Origin of the sequence: Algoriphagus boritolerans DSM 17298 = JCM 18970 (assembly GCF_900108085.1) — a bacterium.
GTDB classification, from domain to species: domain Bacteria; phylum Bacteroidota; class Bacteroidia; order Cytophagales; family Cyclobacteriaceae; genus Algoriphagus; species Algoriphagus boritolerans.
Genome location: NZ_FNVR01000003.1, coordinates 272,654 through 294,270, shown reverse-complemented (window position 1 = coordinate 294,270; position 21,617 = coordinate 272,654). Strand labels below are relative to the sequence as shown.

13 protein-coding genes are annotated in these 21,617 nt (G+C 43.6%); 11 read left to right on the top strand and 2 right to left on the bottom strand.

Features of this window, described 5'->3' with window-relative positions:
- From C4S61_RS05010 to C4S61_RS04990, 5 genes are all read left to right on the top strand, one after another.
- Complete coding sequence (locus tag C4S61_RS05010) at positions 1 to 1,671, top strand: RagB/SusD family nutrient uptake outer membrane protein (RefSeq protein WP_235009804.1); 1,671 nt, start codon at positions 1 to 3, stop codon at positions 1,669 to 1,671.
- 31 nt (positions 1,672 to 1,702) lie between these two features.
- A complete protein-coding gene (locus C4S61_RS05005; protein ID WP_103923691.1) occupies positions 1,703 to 2,980 on the top strand; it encodes a glycan-binding surface protein in 1,278 nt (425 codons plus the stop codon).
- A gap of 102 nt (positions 2,981 to 3,082) precedes the next feature.
- A complete protein-coding gene (locus C4S61_RS05000) occupies positions 3,083 to 6,361 on the top strand; it encodes a VCBS repeat-containing protein (protein WP_103923690.1) in 3,279 nt (1,092 codons plus the stop codon).
- A gap of 49 nt (positions 6,362 to 6,410) precedes the next feature.
- Positions 6,411 to 8,168 (top strand): glycoside hydrolase family 9 protein, encoded by a 1,758-nt coding sequence (locus C4S61_RS04995; protein WP_103923689.1) that lies wholly within the window; start codon positions 6,411 to 6,413, stop codon positions 8,166 to 8,168.
- A gap of 88 nt (positions 8,169 to 8,256) precedes the next feature.
- Complete coding sequence (locus C4S61_RS04990) at positions 8,257 to 10,161, top strand: sialate O-acetylesterase (RefSeq protein WP_103923688.1); 1,905 nt, start codon at positions 8,257 to 8,259, stop codon at positions 10,159 to 10,161.
- 284 nt (positions 10,162 to 10,445) lie between these two features.
- Here the strand turns inward: C4S61_RS04990 and C4S61_RS04985 are convergent, their stop codons facing one another.
- A complete protein-coding gene (locus C4S61_RS04985; protein ID WP_103923687.1) occupies positions 10,446 to 11,513 on the bottom strand; it encodes an alpha/beta hydrolase in 1,068 nt (355 codons plus the stop codon).
- Positions 11,514 to 11,518: 5 nt separating this feature from the next.
- On the bottom strand, positions 11,519 to 12,124 hold the full coding sequence (locus tag C4S61_RS04980) for a hypothetical protein (protein WP_103923686.1): 606 nt from the start codon (positions 12,122 to 12,124) through the stop codon (positions 11,519 to 11,521).
- A gap of 581 nt (positions 12,125 to 12,705) precedes the next feature.
- Between C4S61_RS04980 and C4S61_RS04975 the strand changes: the two genes are divergently transcribed.
- From C4S61_RS04975 to C4S61_RS04950, 6 genes are all read left to right on the top strand, one after another.
- Complete coding sequence (locus C4S61_RS04975; RefSeq protein ID WP_103923685.1) at positions 12,706 to 13,296, top strand: hypothetical protein; 591 nt, start codon at positions 12,706 to 12,708, stop codon at positions 13,294 to 13,296.
- Between the two features lie 508 nt (positions 13,297 to 13,804).
- Positions 13,805 to 14,962 (top strand): acyl-CoA dehydrogenase family protein, encoded by a 1,158-nt coding sequence (locus tag C4S61_RS04970; protein WP_103923684.1) that lies wholly within the window; start codon positions 13,805 to 13,807, stop codon positions 14,960 to 14,962.
- A 75-nt stretch (positions 14,963 to 15,037) separates the two neighbouring features.
- Entirely contained in the window at positions 15,038 to 16,741 is a 1,704-nt protein-coding gene (locus C4S61_RS04965; protein WP_103923683.1) for an AMP-binding protein, read from the top strand.
- A gap of 296 nt (positions 16,742 to 17,037) precedes the next feature.
- The gene (locus C4S61_RS04960; protein WP_103923682.1) at positions 17,038 to 18,417 is read left to right on the top strand and encodes an MATE family efflux transporter; all 1,380 of its coding nucleotides are present in this window, start codon (positions 17,038 to 17,040) and stop codon (positions 18,415 to 18,417) included.
- 375 nt (positions 18,418 to 18,792) lie between these two features.
- Positions 18,793 to 20,763, top strand: coding sequence for a hypothetical protein (locus C4S61_RS04955; protein WP_103923681.1), 1,971 nt, complete (start codon positions 18,793 to 18,795; stop codon positions 20,761 to 20,763).
- Entirely contained in the window at positions 20,760 to 21,587 is an 828-nt protein-coding gene (locus C4S61_RS04950; protein ID WP_103923680.1) for a DUF2490 domain-containing protein, read from the top strand. Before C4S61_RS04955 ends, C4S61_RS04950 begins: the two co-directional genes overlap by 4 nt.
- Positions 21,588 to 21,617 lie beyond the last annotated feature (30 nt).

The following is a 21,617-nucleotide window of genomic DNA, read 5'->3' as shown; positions in this document are numbered from 1 at the left end:
ATGAAAATGAATACAAACATGAAAATCCGAAATATAATTGCAGGAGCAGTGCTCTTGCTGGGCGGACTGGTAGGTTGTTCGGAAGATTTTCTGGATAGGCCACCGTTGGCTGCCATCGTAGATGCAAACTTCTACAAAACTGATGATCAAATTTTAGCTGCCTCAGCACCACTTTACAACTTGGTTTGGTTTGCTTACAATGACAAAGCAAGTCACGGAATCGGTGATGCGAGAGGTGGAATCCTTACCTCAGGTTCTTACCAACTTGAAAATGTCCGGTTTAATACAACCGGTGAGACCCCCGAAAACGGGGCTTCCTGGAGAGCATTCTATAATGTGGTCGCCCAATCCAATTCTTTGATCAACAACATCAATCAATTCGTTGGACCAAATGTTACCGATCGGATCAAAAACCACGGCATCGCCGAAGGTCGATTTATGAGAGGTTTGGCTTACTCCTATTTAGTGCAAAACTGGGGACCGGTTCCGATTATTACCAACAACACAGCTTTGCTTCAGGATACCACAATTGCTAGAAATACGGAAGAATCTGTGTGGCAATTTATCATCAAGGACTTCAGATATGCAGCTGAAAACCTTCCTGAAAATGCGGTTTTGAACGGTCGATTGACCAAATGGAGCGCTGAGGGATTGCTTGCCAAGATGTACCTGACAAAAGCAGGTGTCGGTGGAACCAGAAGTCAGTCTGATCTTGATTCTGCTGCCTATTTTGCAAAAAGAGTCATTGATAATAGCGGTGCTGAATTGATGCCAGAGTATGAGGATCTATTTAAGACTCAAAACAACGGTAACATTGAAACACTTGCAGCCCTTCAGTGGGTGTATAATGCTGCTCAGGCCGGTCAGTGGGGAGCACAAAACTCTGTTCAGGCATTTTTGGCCTATGGTTCAGAAATCACCGGATTCGGTGATGGATGGGGCGGAGACATCGGTGCATCGAAGTGGATGCTTGATATGTATGATGACTTAGTCTTCGACAAAAGAAGAAAAGCATCTTTCATGTTTCCGGGCGATCACTATCCTTACATTACACAGGTTCCTGCAGGAGGATCAGCTCAGCAACTTCGGGTACCTGCAAATGGTATCGATGGAAGCCGAAATTTCAATACCCGAGCATGGGTAAAGAAATATGTGGTCGGCCGACCTGAGGATAATGATGGAAAAGTAGTACAGCAGGGAACTGAAATCAATACTTACATTCTCCGATTGGCTGATGTTTATCTGACTTATGCTGAGGCCATATTGGATAAGAATCCAGCCGAAGCATTGAAGTATGTGAATTTGGTGAGACAGCGGGCAGGAGTTAATTCATTGACTTCAGTGACCTGGCAGGATGTGTTTGAGGAGCGAATCAAGGAATTTGCAATGGAAGGACAAGCTTGGTATGAATTCACCAAACTGGAATATTATGATCCTGCCAAAGCTTACAGCATTCTGTCGACTCAGGATAGAGGAACCTTCAGAATCTATGCTGATCAGATTCCTGACCCGACGCTTTGGGAAATTGAAATCCCAGCAGATGATACTACACCTCGGTTTTTCCCGGTGAACGAGTCAAACTTCAAAATTCCGATTCCTTCTTCCGAACTCGCACGAGCTCCAAACTTGCGTAAGCCAGCGGTGCCGTATGACTTCTCGGCTGGTAATTGATCAGTAAATAAGTAACTCAAATGTAAAGCATATGCAAATCAAAAAATATATCAATCAATCCTCCAGCTCAGTCATTGTAGCAAGCATGCTGCTGTTGACTATTGTACTTGGCGCATGCCAGGAGGAAGAGGTAATCAATGTAGGTCCACCCACCATCGAGCGGGTAAGGACTACTGACCCCACCACGGTGGACAGCGCATTCACTTCCGCAACATTGGGAAGTACGATCGCAATACTTGGAACCAACTTGCTTGGTACTCAGGAAGTGTATCTGAACGATTATCCCTTGGGTGTCAATACTGCCTATGTGACCAACAACAGCGTAATTGTAACCGTAGGGGATAGTGTGCCCACGGTAGCGACCGATCCAAACGTGCCAAACAAACTGAGATTGGTGACTAAAAGTGGAGAATCAGTAATTGATTTTCAAACCCTTCCACCGGCTCCTCAGATTCTTCAGGTTAAAAATCAGTATGTAAAGGCTGGTGATGATTTGACACTATTCGGTCGTTACTTCTACTTTGTGGATACAGTTTATTTTCCCGGGGAGGATGTATTTGTGACTTCAGGATTTCAGACCAATTCTGCGGGAACTACACTGACTGTGAAAGTTCCCGAAGGTTTGGATTTCAGTGAATCTCAGTCCATTTCAGTGGTCACCAGAAGTGGTGGATCTGCAACGAACAGAAATACTCAGATCTATAATGGAAAAGGAATGTTTGCTGATTTTGATACCAATGGAGCTTTAGAATGGCCATGGAATTGGGGATGGGGAATCTCCGGTGAAATGATCAAACCATCTCAACCTGGAATCGAAGGGTTAGAGGGGAACTTTGCCGGAATGAATCAACCTTTCCCGGCAAGCTATGGATGGAACAATGACAAAGTCATCAACCTGGCAAACTGGGGTGGAGTTCAAATTTTCCCAACTGCACCAGCTGAAGAATACAGCCCTGGAGCTCCGGCAGCAAGTTTTGACATTCGTTTTGAACTTGCCATCAATACCACAGAAAATATCTCAGGACTTAATGTTCAGCTTTGGTATCCTGACAAAAACGGCAACGAATTATCATTCGATGTGCCTTTGTCAGAGGTCATCCGAGCCACAGATGGAAGCTGGCATACCATATCTGTCGCGATGAATAGATTGACCAACGGAAACACCAGATTGAATACCTACGCCGACTTACTAGCAGGCGACGGGGGTGGAGTGAAGCAACTTAGATTGCTAATCATAAATACCACCTCCTCTGATATCAGAGCTGTAGTAGGTATAGACAATGTGCGTGTAGTAAGAGCAATAAATTAATAATTCATAGACGGTTTTTTATTTTCGATCTCCGAGGCGGAATGTTCTGCTTCGGAGATTTTTTCAAACACTTTAGAACCAAGACTTAGTCCCCTGATTCCTTTGCAACTCCATCGATTATCGTTCATCGCATTGTTTGCTTCGGCATCATGCTTTTTTTTCAGCTGCGCAAAAGAAAAGGCAGTCGAGGAGACACTTTTTACTTTAGTAAATCCAGATTCCTCTGGCGTTCAATTCACCAATCAAATCCAAGAAACCGCCCAAGCCAATATTCTCACTTACCAATATTTCTACAACGGTGGTGGGGTAGCTGTGGGCGACGTGAACAATGATGGGCTCGAGGATCTGTATTTTACCTCGAATCAAGGACTAAACAAACTTTTCCTGAATCTTGGACAAATGAAATTCCGGGATATCACCCTCGCTACAGCCACTGGAGGCCGGGAAAATGCCTGGGCTACCGGCGCGGTTATGGTGGATATCAACGCGGATGGATTGCTGGATATTTATGTCTGCTATTCTGGTGATTTGCCTGCTGGTCAGCGAAGAAATCAACTTTTTGTCAATCAGGGACTGGATTCCAAAGGCATTCCTTTTTATAAAGAGCAAGCCAAAGATTTTGGACTTGACGATCCGGCTTTTTCTACTTCGGCCTATTTTGCTGACTTGGATCGGGACGGTGACTTGGATATGCTCCTGCTCAATCACAATCCAATTCTTTACAGTAACCTGAATGCAAATGCATTTAAAACGATGCTCCGGACCAAGGACACCTTGAGTTCGAGCAAAGTTTACAGAAATGAAAACGGCCAATTCCGGGACGTTTCCTCAGAAATAGGAATTGACACGGGAATCTTAAGTTACGGTTTGGGGGCGATCATCGGAGACTTCAATGAAGATGGATGGCCCGATATCTACATCGGAAACGACTATTCTTCCCCGGACTACTTCTACGTCAATCAAGGGGATGGCACATTTGTCAATCACCTACACTCAGCTTTTACACATACCAGTTTGTACTCCATGGGAATAGATGATGCTGACATCAATCGGGATGGAAACCTGGACTTGATCTCGCTGGATATGCTTCCTGAGGATAACAAACGCCAAAAACTGCTTCACAGCCCCGAGAATTACGAGCATTACAAGCTTTTTTTGGAGGTGGGACTTCACCATCAATTGATGCGGAATATGTTGCAATTGAATAATGGAAACGGTACTTTTTCTGAAGTGGGGCAGGCAGCTGGAATTTCTACAACAGATTGGAGTTGGACGCCGTTATTCGCTGATTTTGACAATGACGGCTATACCGATTTATTTGTTTCCAATGGATTTTTGAAAGACTTCACAAATCTCGATTTCATCAACTACAGACAGCAAGTATTGCAGGAGTCAAGACCAAACCAGCAACAGGTAATGGAATTGATCAACAGCATGCCTGCAACCAAGATCGGGAATTATGCTTTCAGAAATCTCAACGGACTAAACTTCAGAAATTCATCAGCGGAATGGGGCTTGGACACACCCGGTAATAGCAATGGCGCGGTGTATGCCGATTTGGATCAGGATGGCGACCTTGATTTGATCATCAATAATCTCAACGAACCCGCTCAGATTTATCAAAATCTTGCAAGTGATCGAAATATTGGAAATTATCTTCAGGTGAAATTGATCGGTTCTTCTTCAAATTCTGACGGAATCGGTGCCAAAATTCGAATTTACCAAGGGACTACTGTTCAATACCAGCAACAACAGATTTACAAAGGATTTCAGGGGAATGTCACTTCCATCCTTCATTTCGGATTGGAAAGTCCCAGCATCGATTCTATTCGTATCAACTGGCCTAGCGGAGAAAGCCAGACTGTCATTTCACCAACTGCAAACCAGCAAATAGAACTCAAACTGGTGGATGCTGTGGTAAAGTCGGCACTTAAATCTGAGCCGAAAGGCAGATTTCAGTTTTCTTCCGAAGTTATTTTCGATGCTCCAACTGAGAGTTTCAATGATTTCAAGAGACAGAGCCAATTGCTTTATTCGCTTAGTCAACCGGGGCCGATATTGGCTAGTGGAGACTTGGATGGTGATGGTTTACCTGAATTGATATCTTCTAGTTTTGAGGATTTCCTTTTGGTGTTTGATGGAGAAAACCCTTCCAAAACAGCTGCTAAACGAATTCCTGTCCAGGGAATTGGAATTTCCTCGATTTTAATCCTTGATGCCGACGGAGATGGGGACCTGGATATTTTCTTGGGAAAAGGCGGATATGAAGATTTGTCTAAATCCGATTCCAGACTTCAGGATCAGATGTTATTGAACGACGGAAAAGGAGAATTTAAGCCAGCCCCAGGAGGATTTTCGCCAAGGAATCTCACAAGCACTTCAGTTTCCATCGCTTGGGATTTTGATGGCGATGGTCAAAAAGAGATTTTCATCGGAGGCGGTTATATTCCTGGCCGTTGGCCTGAATCAGATGGCTCTTATCTTTTGAAATGGAGTGGAAATCAAATTGATGCCGTAGTAGATCCGCTTTTGGAAAAGCTCAAGCGGGTAAAGGCAGCAGTTGCGGTTGAGCTTGATGGAGATGGAATTGAGGAACTGGTCGTCGCTGCTGAATTTGACCGAATCAGGGTTTTTTCTGCGAAAAATGGAAAGCTGCAGGATTTATCTGATACCTTTTTTCCATCAGGCGAAACGGGCATGTGGAGAAGTTTGCTTGTAGAAGATTTGGATGGGGATGGAACCCCCGAGCTTTTAGCGGGGAATTGGGGATTGAACTCACGGTTGAAAACAACCCAGGAGGTTCCACTTCGGATTTATTTTGCGGATTTTGATGAAAATGGCTCCGTTGATCCGATTGTGACTCTCCCGGTGCAGGGGAAGGAATATCCACTTTTGTCCAGAGACGAACTCGCAGGACAGATGTATAGAAAGAAGGCACTTTTTTCAGATTACGGGAGTTTCTCCACCGCTGAGATTTCCGGGATTCTTACCGAGCAGGAACTTTCTAAAGCAGAAATTATTACAGCAGAAACGCTGGAAACACACCTTTTCACACTTAAAAATGGAACGTTTGAACCCGTGGAAATCCCCTTTTCCACGCAGTATTCGCCGATAAACGCTGCGATTTCCATCCTCGGGAAAGAGGGGAAAATGGAGCTGTTGCTGTTTGGAAACTTGGATAGTCCGAGGCTGAAAATCGGAAAAATAGCAGGGAATCAAGGGTTTTTGCTGGAAAAGGAGTCAGGAAAATGGAAGTCTGTCCTCCAGACAGAATCAGGCCTAAAACTGGATAAAGAGATCACGCAATCGAAAAAAATTGGTCAAACCATCTGGCTGGGAATCAGAAATGTAGGATTACATTCTTTTCAAATAATTGAATAAAACTTTCCTCAAATAGAATTCAAATCATTGGAAATCAGATTACAATACTATGTCAATTAAGTTGCTGCTAGTTTTTATAATAGGTTCGCTTTGGACTGGATGTGCCACAAATCAACTCACAAATTCACTTGAGCTAAATGAAGCCATTCGGATAAACCAGCTTGGTTTTTTTCCGGAGCAGCATAAAGTTGCGATTGTACTTTCAGAAGATCAGGTAGGATCGTTTTTTTTGTGGGACATCGAGAATGAAAAGATCGTTTTTGAAGGCATCGCAGAGAAAAGTGATGCAAAAACTCTTTCAGGTAAATCAGCGTGGAAACTTGATTTCAGTGACTTTTCCACTACGGGCAATTATGAAATAGGGATTCCTGAAATAGGTAAATCCTATCCATTTGCGATTCATTCTCAGGTGTATGAGGAATTGGGTAAGGCATCTCTAAAAGCTTTTTATTTTCAACGTGCCTCCACCGATTTACCGGAGGAATTTGCTGGAATCTGGGCAAGAAAAGCTGGCCATCCGGATGATCAGGTTGCCATTCATCCCTCAGCTGCCAGTGACTTGAGACCGGAAGGCACGATTCTATCGGCTCCCAAAGGGTGGTACGATGCAGGAGATTATAACAAATACATTGTCAACAGCGGAATAACCATGGGGACGCTCATGTCTTTGTATGAGGTTTATCCCAATTATTTTGCTGAGCAAAATCTCTCTATTCCTGAATCCGGGAATGCCGTGCCTGATATCTTGGACGAGGTCTTATGGAACCTGGAATGGATGCTGACGATGCAAGATCCTGCGGATGGCGGGGTCTACCACAAATTGACCACAGCCCGTTTTGAGGGAATGGTGGAACCTCACAAGGCAGTCAACCAACGCTATTTTGTCAGTAAAGGAACTGCAGCCACTTTGGATTTTGCGGCTGTGATGGCCCAGGCTGCCAGGATTTTTAAACCTTTCTCTCCTGAGGGTGCTGTCGTTTATCTGAAAGCAGCTGAGAAAGCATGGAATTGGGCTATTCAAAATCCAGAAGTCTATTATCGTCAAAATGATTTGAATAAAACCTTTAAACCCGAGGTCCTCACTGGAGCTTATGGTGATCAAAACCTTACCGATGAATGGATTTGGGCGGCTTCTGAACTGTATATCGTTACTCAAAACTTGGAATATTGGGATATTTTAGCGTCAGCCAACCAAGATTACCAACTCCCTTCTTGGTCTCAGGTAAAGTGGATGGGTTATTATTCCTTGCTTCGAAATGAGGATTCTCTTGATCAAATCCCCCGGGAGTGGCTTTCGATGCTGAAGGTAAACCTGATTGCAGCTGCAGATTCCTATCACCAAGCTGGACTTTCTCAGGCTTATTCTTCCCCGATGGGGGGTAATCCCAAGGACTTTATCTGGGGGAGTAATGCTGTGGCATCCAATCAGGGAATTTTACTTTTGGAAGCCTATAGATTGTCTGGAAAGACAGATTATCTGCAAAGTGCAAAATCAAATCTAGATTACATTTTAGGCAGAAATGCCACTGGATTTAGTTATGTGACCGGGTTTGGAAGGAAGACGCCAATGCACCCCCACCATAGACTTGCGATTTCCAGACCTGATTTACCTGCTTTACCAGGATTTTTAGTAGGTGGGCCAAATCCTTCACAACAAGACAACTGTGACTATCCGAGTGATGTTCCAGATGAGTCATTTACCGATCTGGACTGCAGCTATGCTTCAAACGAAATCGCTATCAACTGGAATGCCCCTTTTGCTTTTTTAGTAAATGCAATTCAGGCTATTGAGAAAAATGGGAAATAATTTGAGCTTTTCGGTTGGATACGATTATAAACGGTGCTGATAAATCATTTTTTTTCAGGAAATTGCCCAACTAAACAGCCAACAACCCTTGAAAAGTAACCTTCTTATTCTGCTCTTATTTCCTCTATTTCTCGCTTGCGAATTTGACAAGCCGGACTCGGAAGTGGTATTTCCAAAGCTGATCTCTGAAGGGATGGTCGTACAGCGGGAGATGCCGATTAAAATCTGGGGGAGGGGAATTCCAAATGAAAAAATCCGGGCAAGTATTGCAGGGGCAGTGGGAAGCTCCAAAGTGCTGCCGGACAGTACCTGGTCAGTTTCATTGCCGCCGTTGTTGGCGGGAGGACCATTTGAACTTCAGGTGAACCTACAAACGATCAAAGATGTCTACGTAGGCGATGTTTGGCTTGCAGGAGGGCAATCCAATATGGAATGGCCCCTTAAGCAAGGGGTAATCGGTGCGGAAGCGGAGTTTGCAAATGCGGACTTTCCCATGATTCGATTTTTTAAGGTGGAAAAAGACTACAGTGTCATCGAAAAAAAGGATGTCCGTAACGGAAGTTGGAAGGTGGCAAACAGCGATAATTTGCCTGATTTCTCGGCCGTCGCCTGGTTTTTTGCGAAGCAAAATCATCTGGAAAAGAATGTGCCCGTGGGAATCATCGAATCCAACTGGGGTGGAACCCCTGCTGAAGGTTGGACTGAGGCTAAAGTACTGGCAGATATCGATGACAGATCCTATACCGAAGAGTCCAAGAAAGTGATTGCAGACTCTGTCAAATGGATGGAAATCCTCGCCGAAAATGAAATCAGACGGGAAAAACGGGATCAGCTGGTCATCCGTCCCGATTCCCTGCTGGCTGGGGAAGTATCCTCCACCGGATACAATGACAGCAATTGGAGATCTGTTTCCCTTCCTGACGGAAATCCGCTGGAGCATATCGCCTGGGTGCGGAAAAAATTCAATTTGACTTCCGTAGGGGAAGCCACGCTTACTTTTCCATTTATCGATCAGATGGCCTATATCTATGTCAATGGAATTCAAGTTCATTATAAAAACTGGGGAGAACCGGTGCCTGACTTGACGATTCCAGCAGATATCTTGAGAAAAGGTCAAAATGTGTTGACAATCAGAGCGATAAATACCTGGAACAATCGCCCTGCTATCGGGCGAAAAGATCAGATGTATTTGACTCAGAATGGCAAAAAGATCAGTTTGGAAGGGACCTGGACTTATTCCAATGACATAGTAGAACCTCAATTGCCGCTCGTCGAATTTCACAATATGAAACCTGGATTCATGTTTAACGCGATGATTGCTCCTCTGACTAACTATGCGATCAAGGGTGCTATTTGGTATCAGGGAGAAGGCAATGCGGGTAGGCATGAAGAATACCGGGAACTATTCAGTGCAATGATTACCAACTGGAGAGTAAGATGGAATATTGGTGATTTTCCCTTTTTGTTCGTCCAATTGGCAAACTTCATGGAGCGGAAAGAACCCCAGCCTGAAAGTAACTGGGCATTTTTGAGAGAGGCTCAGCGACAGACCTTGGAGCTTCCTGCCACGGGAATGGCCACAATTATTGATATCGGTGAGGCAGAAGACATTCACCCCCGAAATAAAAAAGATGTGGGAGAGCGGCTGTGGCTTCAAGCCAAGAAAGTGGCTTTTGGGGAGAAGATTTTGGCTTCAGGCCCGGTATTTCAGGAAGTGAAGCAGGATGGAAATGTGTTGACGTTGACGTATGCTGAAGTGGGAGAAGGACTGAAGCTTAGCGCTGGGGATGAGGTAAAAGGTTTTATTCTGGAAGACGCGGAAGGACAATTTGAGGTGGTGACTGGTGTGATTTCCGGAGAGGATGAAGTGAAAATCACCATTCCGGAAGGCATTGTTCCAATTGGAATTCGCTACGCTTGGGCAGATAATCCGGAGGTAAATTTAGTGAATGAGCTGAACCTTCCTGCCGTGCCTTTTAAGGCGGATTTGTAAGAGAGGGATGCTTCGACTTCGCTTAGCACGAGAGACCGGAGACGGAAGGCTAAAGTGCGAATTATTCCCGTATTTGGTCTCCCAACTTCGAATCTATATAAGCGACAACAGGTAGAAGACAAAATATATGTGATATGTGTATTCGTTTAGCTGCACGTACGCAAAAAATGGTAGGATTGAGTTCCAATTGTATGTGCTGTTGACAGTCATCTGTGGACGTGTATCCGCTTTCAAAATACCCCAAATCTAGAGCACGTGCATCATTGCGGCTACACATAAAAAAATCACCGATTCCCATCCATCACTCCCTTTGCTTGGATCAATTCATCAATCTGATTTTGGTACTCCACTTTGGGAGGGACTTTTGCTACTTTTTCCAAGAAATCAATTGTGGCAAACAAAACCCCTTGCCAATCATCGGATGTAATAGCTGACGCGATGACATGGTCACCGGATTTTGGAAATGCCTGCTCCTTTTTCAATCCTTCAGGCGTACCTAGCTGATTGTACATTTTCAGCATTTCAGGTACTGACACGACAAAATCCTGAACCGAATCGCTTTCATAGTAGTAGCCCATGAAAAGGGGTTGCTTGATTTTAGCAAAAGTCTCAGCCTTCATTTCGCTATAGATCAATGTTGCGATACTTTCATAGCCATTGATGTGGTACTCTTCCGACCAATAAGCTTTCTTTTCGCCTTCTCTATTTTGTTGGATTACTTTGTTTTTCATCGCAGTTTTTTCCATCAAAAACTTCATCCACGGTTTGAAAAAAGCCTCAAGTCTTTCTCCTCTATCCCGAATAGCCGGTGAATAGAGTATCACCGACTTAATCTCCGGCTGCTGACTGGCCAATAATAGGGTCAATGCTCCACCCATTGAGGTGCCGACTACGATCACTGAGTCCCCCAGGCTTTTTCCGATCTGATAGGCTTCCCCGGCTGCATCAGCAAGTTTCTGTGCAGTCATATATTCCATTCCATTAGCCCGACTGATACCATGTTCGGGAAGCCGTGTGACAAACAGGTTTGCACCAAAGTGGCTGGCCAAAAACCGATGCACAGGGTCACCTTCCATTGGACTGGCTCCAAATCCATGGATGTAAACAATGGAATAGGGAGTTTTGGCCTTGTTACTGCTGTCTGCCCACTGGATATAGGCTTCATTGCCCGGTTTCAAGCCGATGACACTATCTTCGCGGTTTTTGACATAGTTACTCAGTTCGGATAACCTTGTCGGCACCTCGGGAAATTGGATAACCAAATCCTGTCTTTTGACTTTGGGACCAAGCATATAGACAATCACCAGCACCATGGCTGTGGCAAAGACTCCCAGAAAAATTTTTCGAAGCATAGCGGTTAGTTGGTTTTGAGGTAGGGGGATGTAGTATCGATGAACGTTCGGGTTCCGTTTTTCAAAAAGAGAAAAGTTCGGGTCTTCAATCGAGAATAATTTGGAGGGGTAATTTCCAGATTTGAGCCAAAGTAAACGGATACATTTTCAAATTCCCTAAGCTCTGAAATTCGTTTTTTATCAGGGGTGATCAGTAAATAAGCAATGTCGGTTCCGGTTGGCAAGCCTGCAAAAGGTTCAGTAAGTACCACAGTAATGTTTGAAATATTTCTAATCGTATAGGTCTGTATACAGCTTAGTGCCAAAGCTTGACCGGGTAATGACCCCGAATTTTGATTTTCTTTTTCCTGAATTTCCAATTCAAAATTGAATCCAAACTGGGATAAAAGCACTGTATCAGAGGAGGTTGAATAGCGATTGTTCTGATAGGGACTAAAAAATACCTGCTTTAGGCCTGTCGCATCTGCCTCTTTCGGCCTTGGACAGCCTTCCAGAATTCCCGTATCTTCGCTGTCAATGCAGGCAGAAGTCATCAAGATCAAAAGGTACCCGACGCAGAGACCTGCAGTTAGGGAGATTTTTTTGAAATTGATTTTCCGTAAAAAATTCATCGAAATCATGTTTAAAAGTAAGAATTAAACCTGTTTCTACCGTGCTTTTGCGTTCGCAAAAAAAAACCAATTTTAAACTACTAGCACCTACCTGCACTTTTGAGGTTATCATGTTTTCACCAACATCGGCTTCTGACCGCTTTTTGCAGGAGTCGGTTTTGGATAGGCGTTTTAATCCGGCTGGTTCTTTTTAAAAACTGAATTGATTTACATCAAAAATTCTGTGTCTTTTCGGACAAAACCTGTACGGAAGCGTACAGATTTTTTGTTTTCAAACAATTTGTTTTCAGGTACTTATATTATTTTTAAAATTAAATTTCCTTAACAAGTTACAATAAAGTGTAACCCGGGATTTAATCAATTTTTTGAAAATCTGTCCGCTCATGTGACAGAAAAATCCAAAAATCCCAAATTCGACCGAAGTCAGGTTATCAAATTGTGTCCAAAACAAAACGATCTATGGTCTCCTTTCTTTATTTTATTTAATTCGATAGGACGTGATTTGAGCTCTTGGTGTGTGCCAAAGCTGGGTTGGTATGTGCTTCGCATAAGGTCTAGCACAACACTAAACCAACACATTTATGAAAACCTTATTCACTTTCGCACTGGCAGGCGCCTTGTCTTTTAGCAGCCTTGCAGCAAATGTCGCCGACGATTTGATGGCCTTGTCAAACGTAAAGGCAAATTTCAAAAAAGTAAACATCCTGCTTAAAGGAGGGGTGGGCGAAGCAAAAGTTTCGCTATTCGATCAATCAGGAAAAAAACTACACCAGCGTAAAGTAAACGTAAGAAACGGAGATATGATCATCCCTTACAACCTGAACGACATGCCTTGTGGTGAGTATAAAATTAAGATAGCAACTGAAGAAGAGGAAGTGGTCTATACGGTTGCCACTTTTGAAAAGCCTACTCCGATTTCTGAACTGCCGCTGATGGCCTATGGAAAAATGGTGGATGAGCATACTGTCAACCTAGCCGTGATTGGGCTAAGTGAGCCCGGTGTCGAAGTAGAAATCCGCCATGAAGGCACCAAAAAGCTGATTCATCAGGAAGAAATCACCACGCCTGAGGGCTTCCGTAAAAATTATAAGTTGCAGGGAGTTTCGCCTGAAGATGTTTACATTTATGTAAAGGACGCCAACGGCAGAAGCAAGACGCTATACTTTGAGTAATCAAAACCAGCCTGTTGTAGAAGAGCTCCGGATCGTAAGGTTCGGAGCTCTTGCTTTTTAGGTTAAAACCCGATTGCTCCCCGTTTCCATTGATAGTTCTTTTTTACGAAGATCTAGTATCATACGAGCAGGCTATTTTCGCTGAGTTCGGTCATTTAATCCGGATTTTTTTTAGGCTTCGTTACAGCCTGTCCCGATGAATACTGGGAAGGACAGTAATGGTAATAAAATCAGGCTGTTTGGCGACTGAGGCACAGCACCGCTAGGGTGATCCCGATACCTATCGGGAGATAACAGCAACCTATTAACTTATTTTGAAGCAATTATTGGAGGCAATAGAATTGCTGATGCATAATCCGGGTTTATGCAGGTTTTTTGATCAAAGTGAGTCAGAAAAAAGTAAAAAAAGATAAAATACAAGAACCCCTCTGGTTTAGTCTTATGAATGGCAAAATAGAAATCATTCTATTTGCCTAGTTTTGTAGAAATACTAAAACTAAACCCAAATATGTTCGGACTTCACAGATCACTTTTTAATGAGGAGCATGATCTCTTTCGTGAGAGTGTTAAAGCATTTATTGCTAAAGAAATTTCTCCATTCAATGCCGAATGGGAAAAACAAAAAATGGTTTCCCGGGAAGCCTGGCTCAAGCTGGGAGAGAATGGATTTCTGGGGATGCAAGCGCCCGAAAATCTCGGTGGGATGAATATTCAGGATTTCCGATACAATGCCATCCTTATCGAGGAGTTGGGATTGAGTGGTTGTTCCGGACCGGCCATCGGATTTCCGCTTCATTCTGACATCGTCATGCCCTATATGCTTCATTACGGAACCGAGGAAATGAAGAAGAACTATATTCCAAAAATGGTTACAGGTGAATATATCGGAGCTGTGGCAATGACTGAACCGGGTGCGGGATCCGATCTTCAGGGCATGCGCACCAGCGCAATCGATCAGGGGGATCATTATTTGGTCAATGGTTCCAAAACGTTTATCACCAATGGTTGGCTTTCGGATGTAGTGGTAGTGGCTGTCAAAACTGATCCAGGCAAAGGAGCCAAAGGAATCAGCTTGTTGGTGATTGATAAAGACATGCCGGGGTTTACCAAGGGGATTCCTTTCGAAAAAGTCGGGCTGCATGCGCAGGATACCTGTGAATTGTTTTTTGAAGATGTCAAGGTGCCAAAGGAAAACCTGCTCGGAAAAGCAGGCGAAGGCTTCAAATACCTCATGACCGAACTTGCACAGGAGCGTTTGGTGGTGGCCTTGGCTGCGGTGGCCTTGGGAGAATACATGCTGATGGCGACGATTGACTATGTCAAGGAGCGAAAAGCCTTTGGGAAAAGCATTTCCGATTTTCAAAATACCCGATTCAAACTGGCCGAAATGACTGCTGCATTGGAACAGGGACGTATTTATTGTGATTATTTGGTTTTGCTGCATAATGACAGGAAACTTGACTCTGCCATGGCTTCTGCAGCCAAATACAACATGACCGAGCTGCAATGCAAAGTAGCGGATGAGTGTGTGCAGCTTCACGGGGGATATGGCTACATGTGGGAGTATGGGGTGGCCCGGGCCTATGCCGATGCCCGGGTCCAACGAATCTATGCAGGAACGAATGAAATCATGAAGGAATTGATTGCCCGAAAAATTCTTCAATAGACAGAAATATTTTGGCTAAGCTCGATTAATTTTAGTAATTGGAGGATCTAATAAATCACCCAAAAGACCACTGATATGACCGATTTTTCATGGCACAAACAGTATCCTGCTTCAGTTGACAAGGAAGTGGACTACAAAGCGTACTCCAGCATTGTTGATCTTTTTGACGAGAGTGTAAAGAAGTTTGGATCAGCGGTGGCCTTTGAATGCATGGGAAAAACCATATCGTTCTCTGAATTGGATAAGCTAAGCGAACGGTTTGCCAACTACCTGACTCATGTTTTGAAGCTTGAAAAGGGATCCCGCGTGGCCATTCAGATGCCGAATATTCTACAATATCCGGTGGCTATGTTTGGTGCGCTGCGTGCCGGGATGGTGGTAGTCAATACCAATCCGCTCTACACCCCTGCTGAGATGAAGCATCAATTCAATGATTCTGGAGCAGAAGTGATTGTAATTGTAGAAAATTTCGCGTCAAATCTTGAGAAAATCAGACCCGAAATTCAAGCAAAACATATCATCACTACAGAGCTGGGGGATCTTTTGGGTGGCTTAAAGGGATTTATAGTCAATGTGGTGGTAAAGCATGTGAAAAAGATGGTTCCTGCCTTTTCCCTGCCGGGTTCGGTTTCTTTTAAGTCCACGCTATCCAAAGGTGCAGGATTTACTTTCAAGCCCACTAAGATGAGCTTGTCCGATCCGGCCTTCCTTCAGTACACCGGCGGGACCACAGGAGTATCAAAGGGAGCCGAGTTGACGCATGGAAATATTGTAGCTAACATGCAGCAAATCTCCGCTTGGATGAAACCAAAGCTAAAGGAGCGTGAAGAGATTGTCATTACAGCCTTGCCGCTGTATCATATCTTTGCGTTGACGGTCAACTGTCTTGCGATGTTTAAAATAGGTGCTCATAATGTCTTGATTACCAATCCGCGAGACATGAAGGGCTTTATTGGAGAGTTAGCCAAAAAGAAGTTTACCGTCATGACAGGAGTGAATACGCTTTTCAATGGTCTGCTCAATCAGGAAGCGTTTAAGTCACTTGATTTTTCAGGATTGAAAATTGCAGTCGGTGGGGGTATGGCGGTGCAAAAAGCGACCGCAGAAAAGTGGAAAGCTGTGACCGGTGTCCCTTTGGCAGAAGGATATGGTCTTACCGAAACTTCTCCTGTTGCTTCCTGTAATCCCATCGATGGGACCGAGCGAATCGGAACCATTGGAGTTCCGTTGCCAAATACTGAAATGATGATCGCAGATGATGCAGGTACTCCGCTTCCTCTGGGAGAGCGGGGAGAGATTCTCATCAAAGGCCCTCAGGTGATGAAAGGCTATTGGAACCGCCCGGAGGAAACTGAAATTGTGATGCATGGCGAATGGTTCAAGTCAGGAGATATCGGTGTGATGGATGCCGACGGATTTTTCAAAATCGTAGACCGAAAGAAAGAAATGATTCTGGTATCCGGATTCAATGTCTATCCCAACGAGGTCGAAGATGTGATTGCTTCATGTCCGGGGGTAATTGAGGTAGGAGTAATCGGCATGCCGGATCCAAAGTCAACCGAGAAAGTAGTCGCATACGTAGTCAAAAAGGAGAGTTCGGTCACGTCAGAAAAAGTAATAGATCATTGCAAAAATTCCCTGACCAGTTATAAAGTACCGAAAGAGGTTTACTTTATCGATGAGCTTCCAAAATCAAACGTGGGCAAAATCCTTCGTCGGAAGATTAAAGAAGCGCACATGGAAAAATTGGGAATTAAAACGGAAAAATCGACTATATAAGAAGGTAATACAATTCTGCTGGCAAGTAATGAATCAAGAGATTGAAGACCGCAGACCGCAAACGGAAGAAGTCTTGAAAATTAGATACTAGTCTCACTTCCTCCAATAAACCGCTCTATTTTTCAAATTGGCAGAAATACAAAATCGAATAAAATCATAATTCTAAAAAAACCGCAAATCGCGGTTTTTTTTGTTTTTTTGCCCCTCGGTAATTTTGAAAATGAAGTCCTGGGATCGCTCAACACAGTAAATTTTCCAATCTTTCAATTTTAGAATCTTCTAATTTTTCAATTCACATGACCTGGCAACTGATCAAAGATGCAATTCTCGGTAAAGAGCAGGATTTTACCAGTCTGCCGCTTAAGACGGCCATTTTCGTTTTGGCGATTCCCATGATCTTGGAGATGATGATGGAATCGGCCTTTGCGGTGGTGGATATCTTCTTTGTAGCCAAGCTTGGTGAGCATGCGATTGCCACCGTCGGATTGACCGAGTCGGTTATCGTGTTGACTTACGCCATTGGATTTGGGATTAGTATGGCTGGAACAGCACTGATTTCAAGACGATTTGGTGAAAAGGAATACAAGGAAGCCGGAACGGCGACTTTTCAACTGCTAGTGGTGGGAATGATCATTTCCATTTTTCTTGGCTTGGGTGGATGGTTTTTTGCCGAGGACCTACTCCGGGTAATGGGTGCTGAGGAAGCCGTGGTGAAGTCAGGTACCAACTATGCCCGAATAGTTTTCGCAGGGAATACAGCGATCATGCTGTTATTCCTGATCAATGGTGCTTTCCGGGGAGCTGGTCAGGCCCACTTGGCGATGCGTTCGCTTTGGATTGCCAATGGTTTGAACATTGTCCTTGATCCGCTTTTGATATTCGGAATCGGAAGTTGGGCGGGTTTTGGTTTGGACGGAGCAGCCATTGCAACGACTTTCGGAAGAAGCATCGGTGTGGTCTATCAGTTTTATCATTTATTCAACGGAAAACATAAACTCAAAATTCTTCGCCAAAATCTAGTTGTCAAATGGGAAACCATCAAAAAAATCATTGATCTCTCTTTGGGTGGAATGGGTCAGTTTCTGATTGATTCGATTTCCTGGGTAGCCTTGACGCGAATGAATGCCGAGTTTGGCTCTGCGGCCTTGGCTGGGTATACGATTGCATTTCGGGTACTGATTTTCACTATTTTGCCAGCCTGGGGACTTTCCGGTGCTGCGGCAACACTGGTTGGCCAGAATCTAGGTGCTAAAGAGGTCGATCGTGCCGAAAAGGCGGTTTGGTTGACTACCCGATATAATGTAATCTTCATGGCTTCGGTCACTGGAATCTACCTGCTTTTCAACCAGCAACTCGCTGGATTCTTTACCGATATTCCTGAGGTTCAAGCTATTGCTGCCCAGGGACTTTGGGTGATTTCAATTGGGTATGTGTTTTTCGCGGTTGGGATGGTACTCACGCAGGCATTCAATGGGGCTGGGGATACCCGCACTCCAGCTTGGATCAATACAGGAGTTCTTTTGGCTATGGAAGTGCCTTTAGCCTATTTTCTTGCATTTCCAATGGGATTGAAATACCTGGGGATCTTTATCGCAATTGCATTTTGTCATTCCTTTCATGCCTTGGTTTCCCTGTATTTCTTCAAGAAGGGGAGGTGGAAATTGAAAGAGGTGTAAATTTACCCAAAAAATCTTGTTTGGTGGTCCCAAATCCACGTTGCCTTATTGCAACCCATTTTATATAGGATGTTACAATCACTTGAGAATCTTGGATTACGTGGTTTTGGCAAAGGTCCGTTGATAAAGTGTGGAGATTTGTTGATAAAATCTACAAGTTTACCCAATTTTCTCCTTGATAATAACTCACCGGGAGTAAATAGCTATTCCTAACAATTAATTTTCCAGTTTTCACGAAATATTATTTTAAATAATATAACATTTTCAAATGATTCATTGTATTTTATATAAAAAGATCGTATTTCAATCGTTTTCCATTAATTTTGTCAATGATTTCAGAATTTTATTTGGCAAAGTATTTGACTTCCAAAGCGTATGAAATTTCAATTTGGATTGGTTTTTACCATTTTTTTTATACTCGGTCAGCATAGCCAAGCGCAGGATTTAAAGCCCTATCAAGGTGGGTACACATTTAATCAGCTCAGGGGAATAGCAAAATTTACCTACTATTTAACTCCTGAAAATGAACCCATTTTGGATGGACCATTTTCATTCACCTATAAAAAGCTGGACAGTCTCACCAAGGATAATTTGGTGAAGCTGGATGTGAAGGGGGATTATGATGCCTACAAAAAAGTGAATGCCTGGAACTATAGGCTGGAGGAGCATCGAATTCAGGTGGAAGATGTCAAAGACAGGCAGATCGTCGGGAATCTCGACAGCAAAGTTTCGGAGATGAACTCTAATTATTCGGATGGCCGGCTCGACGGCATTTTGAATTATTCGGAAAAAACCTGGTTGAACGAAGCCTATTTAGAGACATTCCGAACCGGTAATTTGATGTTTTCAGAGGATCGCCTGACAGGAAGGGTACTGTTTGAAAACTCCAGGCCGACTGAATATTACAAGATATCCGGAAACCTCAATTCCGAAGGGCTGATGGATGGTGCCTGGGAATTTGAATACCTGGAAGACGGGTTGGGGATGAAAGAAATCAGAAGGTATGAAAATGGATTTTTGATTGGCCTTCAAAAAAACAATCAAGTTACGGGTGAAAAGCTCGAAGAGGTCGTTTTTTTCGATGCGATTGAGAAATTGGATTCTCTTGATCAGGGCTTCGAGGTCGAATATTCGCTTTCAGAACAATTTTTTGGATTGACTTTCAACGATGGTTTTGCAGAGCAAAGTAAGGAATATCGTCAACAATTCAGTGGGACAAGGCTACTGGAGGATGCATTGGTTCGAATTCTGAAATTTGAAGACGACCGGTTTTTGGAAGATGGAAAATTGGTGAAATCACCGATTCAGACCCGAAGATTCAGGTATGATCTTTCCGAAGCTGATCTGGAAAGTTTTGACGAATCGTTGGAGCTCTATGGGCAATTGAAGTCATTTCTGGACTTGGCTTCCAACTCCAATTTTTTGAAGCTAAATCAAAATTCATCCGATTCTCTGGCATTTACCGTGGCCTATTTGGAATATGTAAAAGCAAAACTGGTAAAGCTGGAACCTATCCTGAATACCATCGAATCGGGTGAAATCAACTATTTCGATCAGGCTTATTTGAGAAAAAATGTAGATGATTTGCTTCCGGAAGTTGAAACCATTTCTTACGAGTTTCAATCAAAACCACTCGAAAGGACACTGACCTACAACCTATACAAGAACTCCAAGGGCTTGGCAGACGATCTGAATACCTACTTGAAAGCCGAACTGGAAAAGTTTAGAGGCTTTGATGCATTCATCAACAGACAGCAACAGGCATTCCGACAAAATCAGAACCTGGCAAGCATAGAGAAGTCCATTTTGGATCGAAAACGTAAAGTTGATAGCCTTTATTCCAGCTTGGAGTTCGACTCTCAGGAGCACCGGGAACTGGTGGAGGCATTTTATAACAACCTGGCCTCCGGTCAGTATCAGGCACTTCTGGATCAATACAATCAACTGGAGTCCTTTGAGTCGAAGGCCACGCAAGGTGATGTAATTGTGGACCTGCTTCAGTTTACCACCAATAGAATGGGGGATTTGGAAAAAGTCGTGAATCTGAATGATCAAATTACCGAAATGTTCACTGTGAAAACGTTTGATCCATTTACTTTCGAAACCGACTTTGAGATTTTGGAACAGCGAAATCTCTATCAGGCTGCCATCACCCTTTCAAAGTATGAATACCAAGGGCTTTTGGAAACCACTGACTATGAGGTAGCCGAAGGACACTTGATCAACCTTGAAAATCTCATGATTCAACTGACCAAACTCCGACAAAAAAATACTCGAAAACTTGAGCGTGAACTTGTAAAAACCGGTGGTAATATCAACCAACTTAAAAAACTACTTTCTCTATGAAGTTTCAGATAGTTACCAAATACTTTTTTCATCGCTTTCTATTGATTTTAGGGTTTGCCATGTGCTTTTTTCCTGCTTATGGGCAAGAGGATAATCCTGAAGAACGAATCACAAGCAGCCGAAGTGAGCTTTGGACGGGGCTTTATACCAAATATCGTGTAGGGGAGAAGTTGTATTACTACGGCGAATACCACTTTCGTACCCGGGATCAACTGGTTCAGAATATTGCCCAAGTTTACCTCAGGTTTGGAATGTCCTACATCATAGATAAAAGTCTTGAGGTGACTGCAGGCTTTGTGACTCCGCTCTACTGGGCTCCTCCCGAGTTTGACAATGTGGAGGAACCTTTTGACAAGGTAGTGCCACAGTATCGCCTTTGGCAACAGTTGCTGTTTGTACAATCTGTGTCCAAAGCAAAGGTCTATCATCAAATCCGCACCGAGCAGCGCTGGAAGCGGGATTGGCTGGTAGGCTCTCCGTTTGAACTCTCTTTCCGTTGGAGGTATAAGTTGGCGACTTACATCCCGCTGAATAATTACAAACTCCAGCAAGGAACAATCTTCGCTTCACTGAACAATGAGATTTTTATTCAATCCGGAAAAAAAATCATCAGAAATCCATTTGAAGAGAATCGGACCTTTTTGGGTTTGGGATATATTCTGAATGAAAATCTACAGTTTCAGGGAGGATATACCTTCAGTTATCAGCAGCGCACGTCAGGAATTGACTATGTGAACAGAGGTTTGGTCAGGTTGGCAATATACCACAATCTGGATTTCACCAAAAAGAAGCGGGAAGAGATCGAGTTTCAGCCTTTGTTTTGACGATTTGTGGGGATTGATTACCCAAGGTTA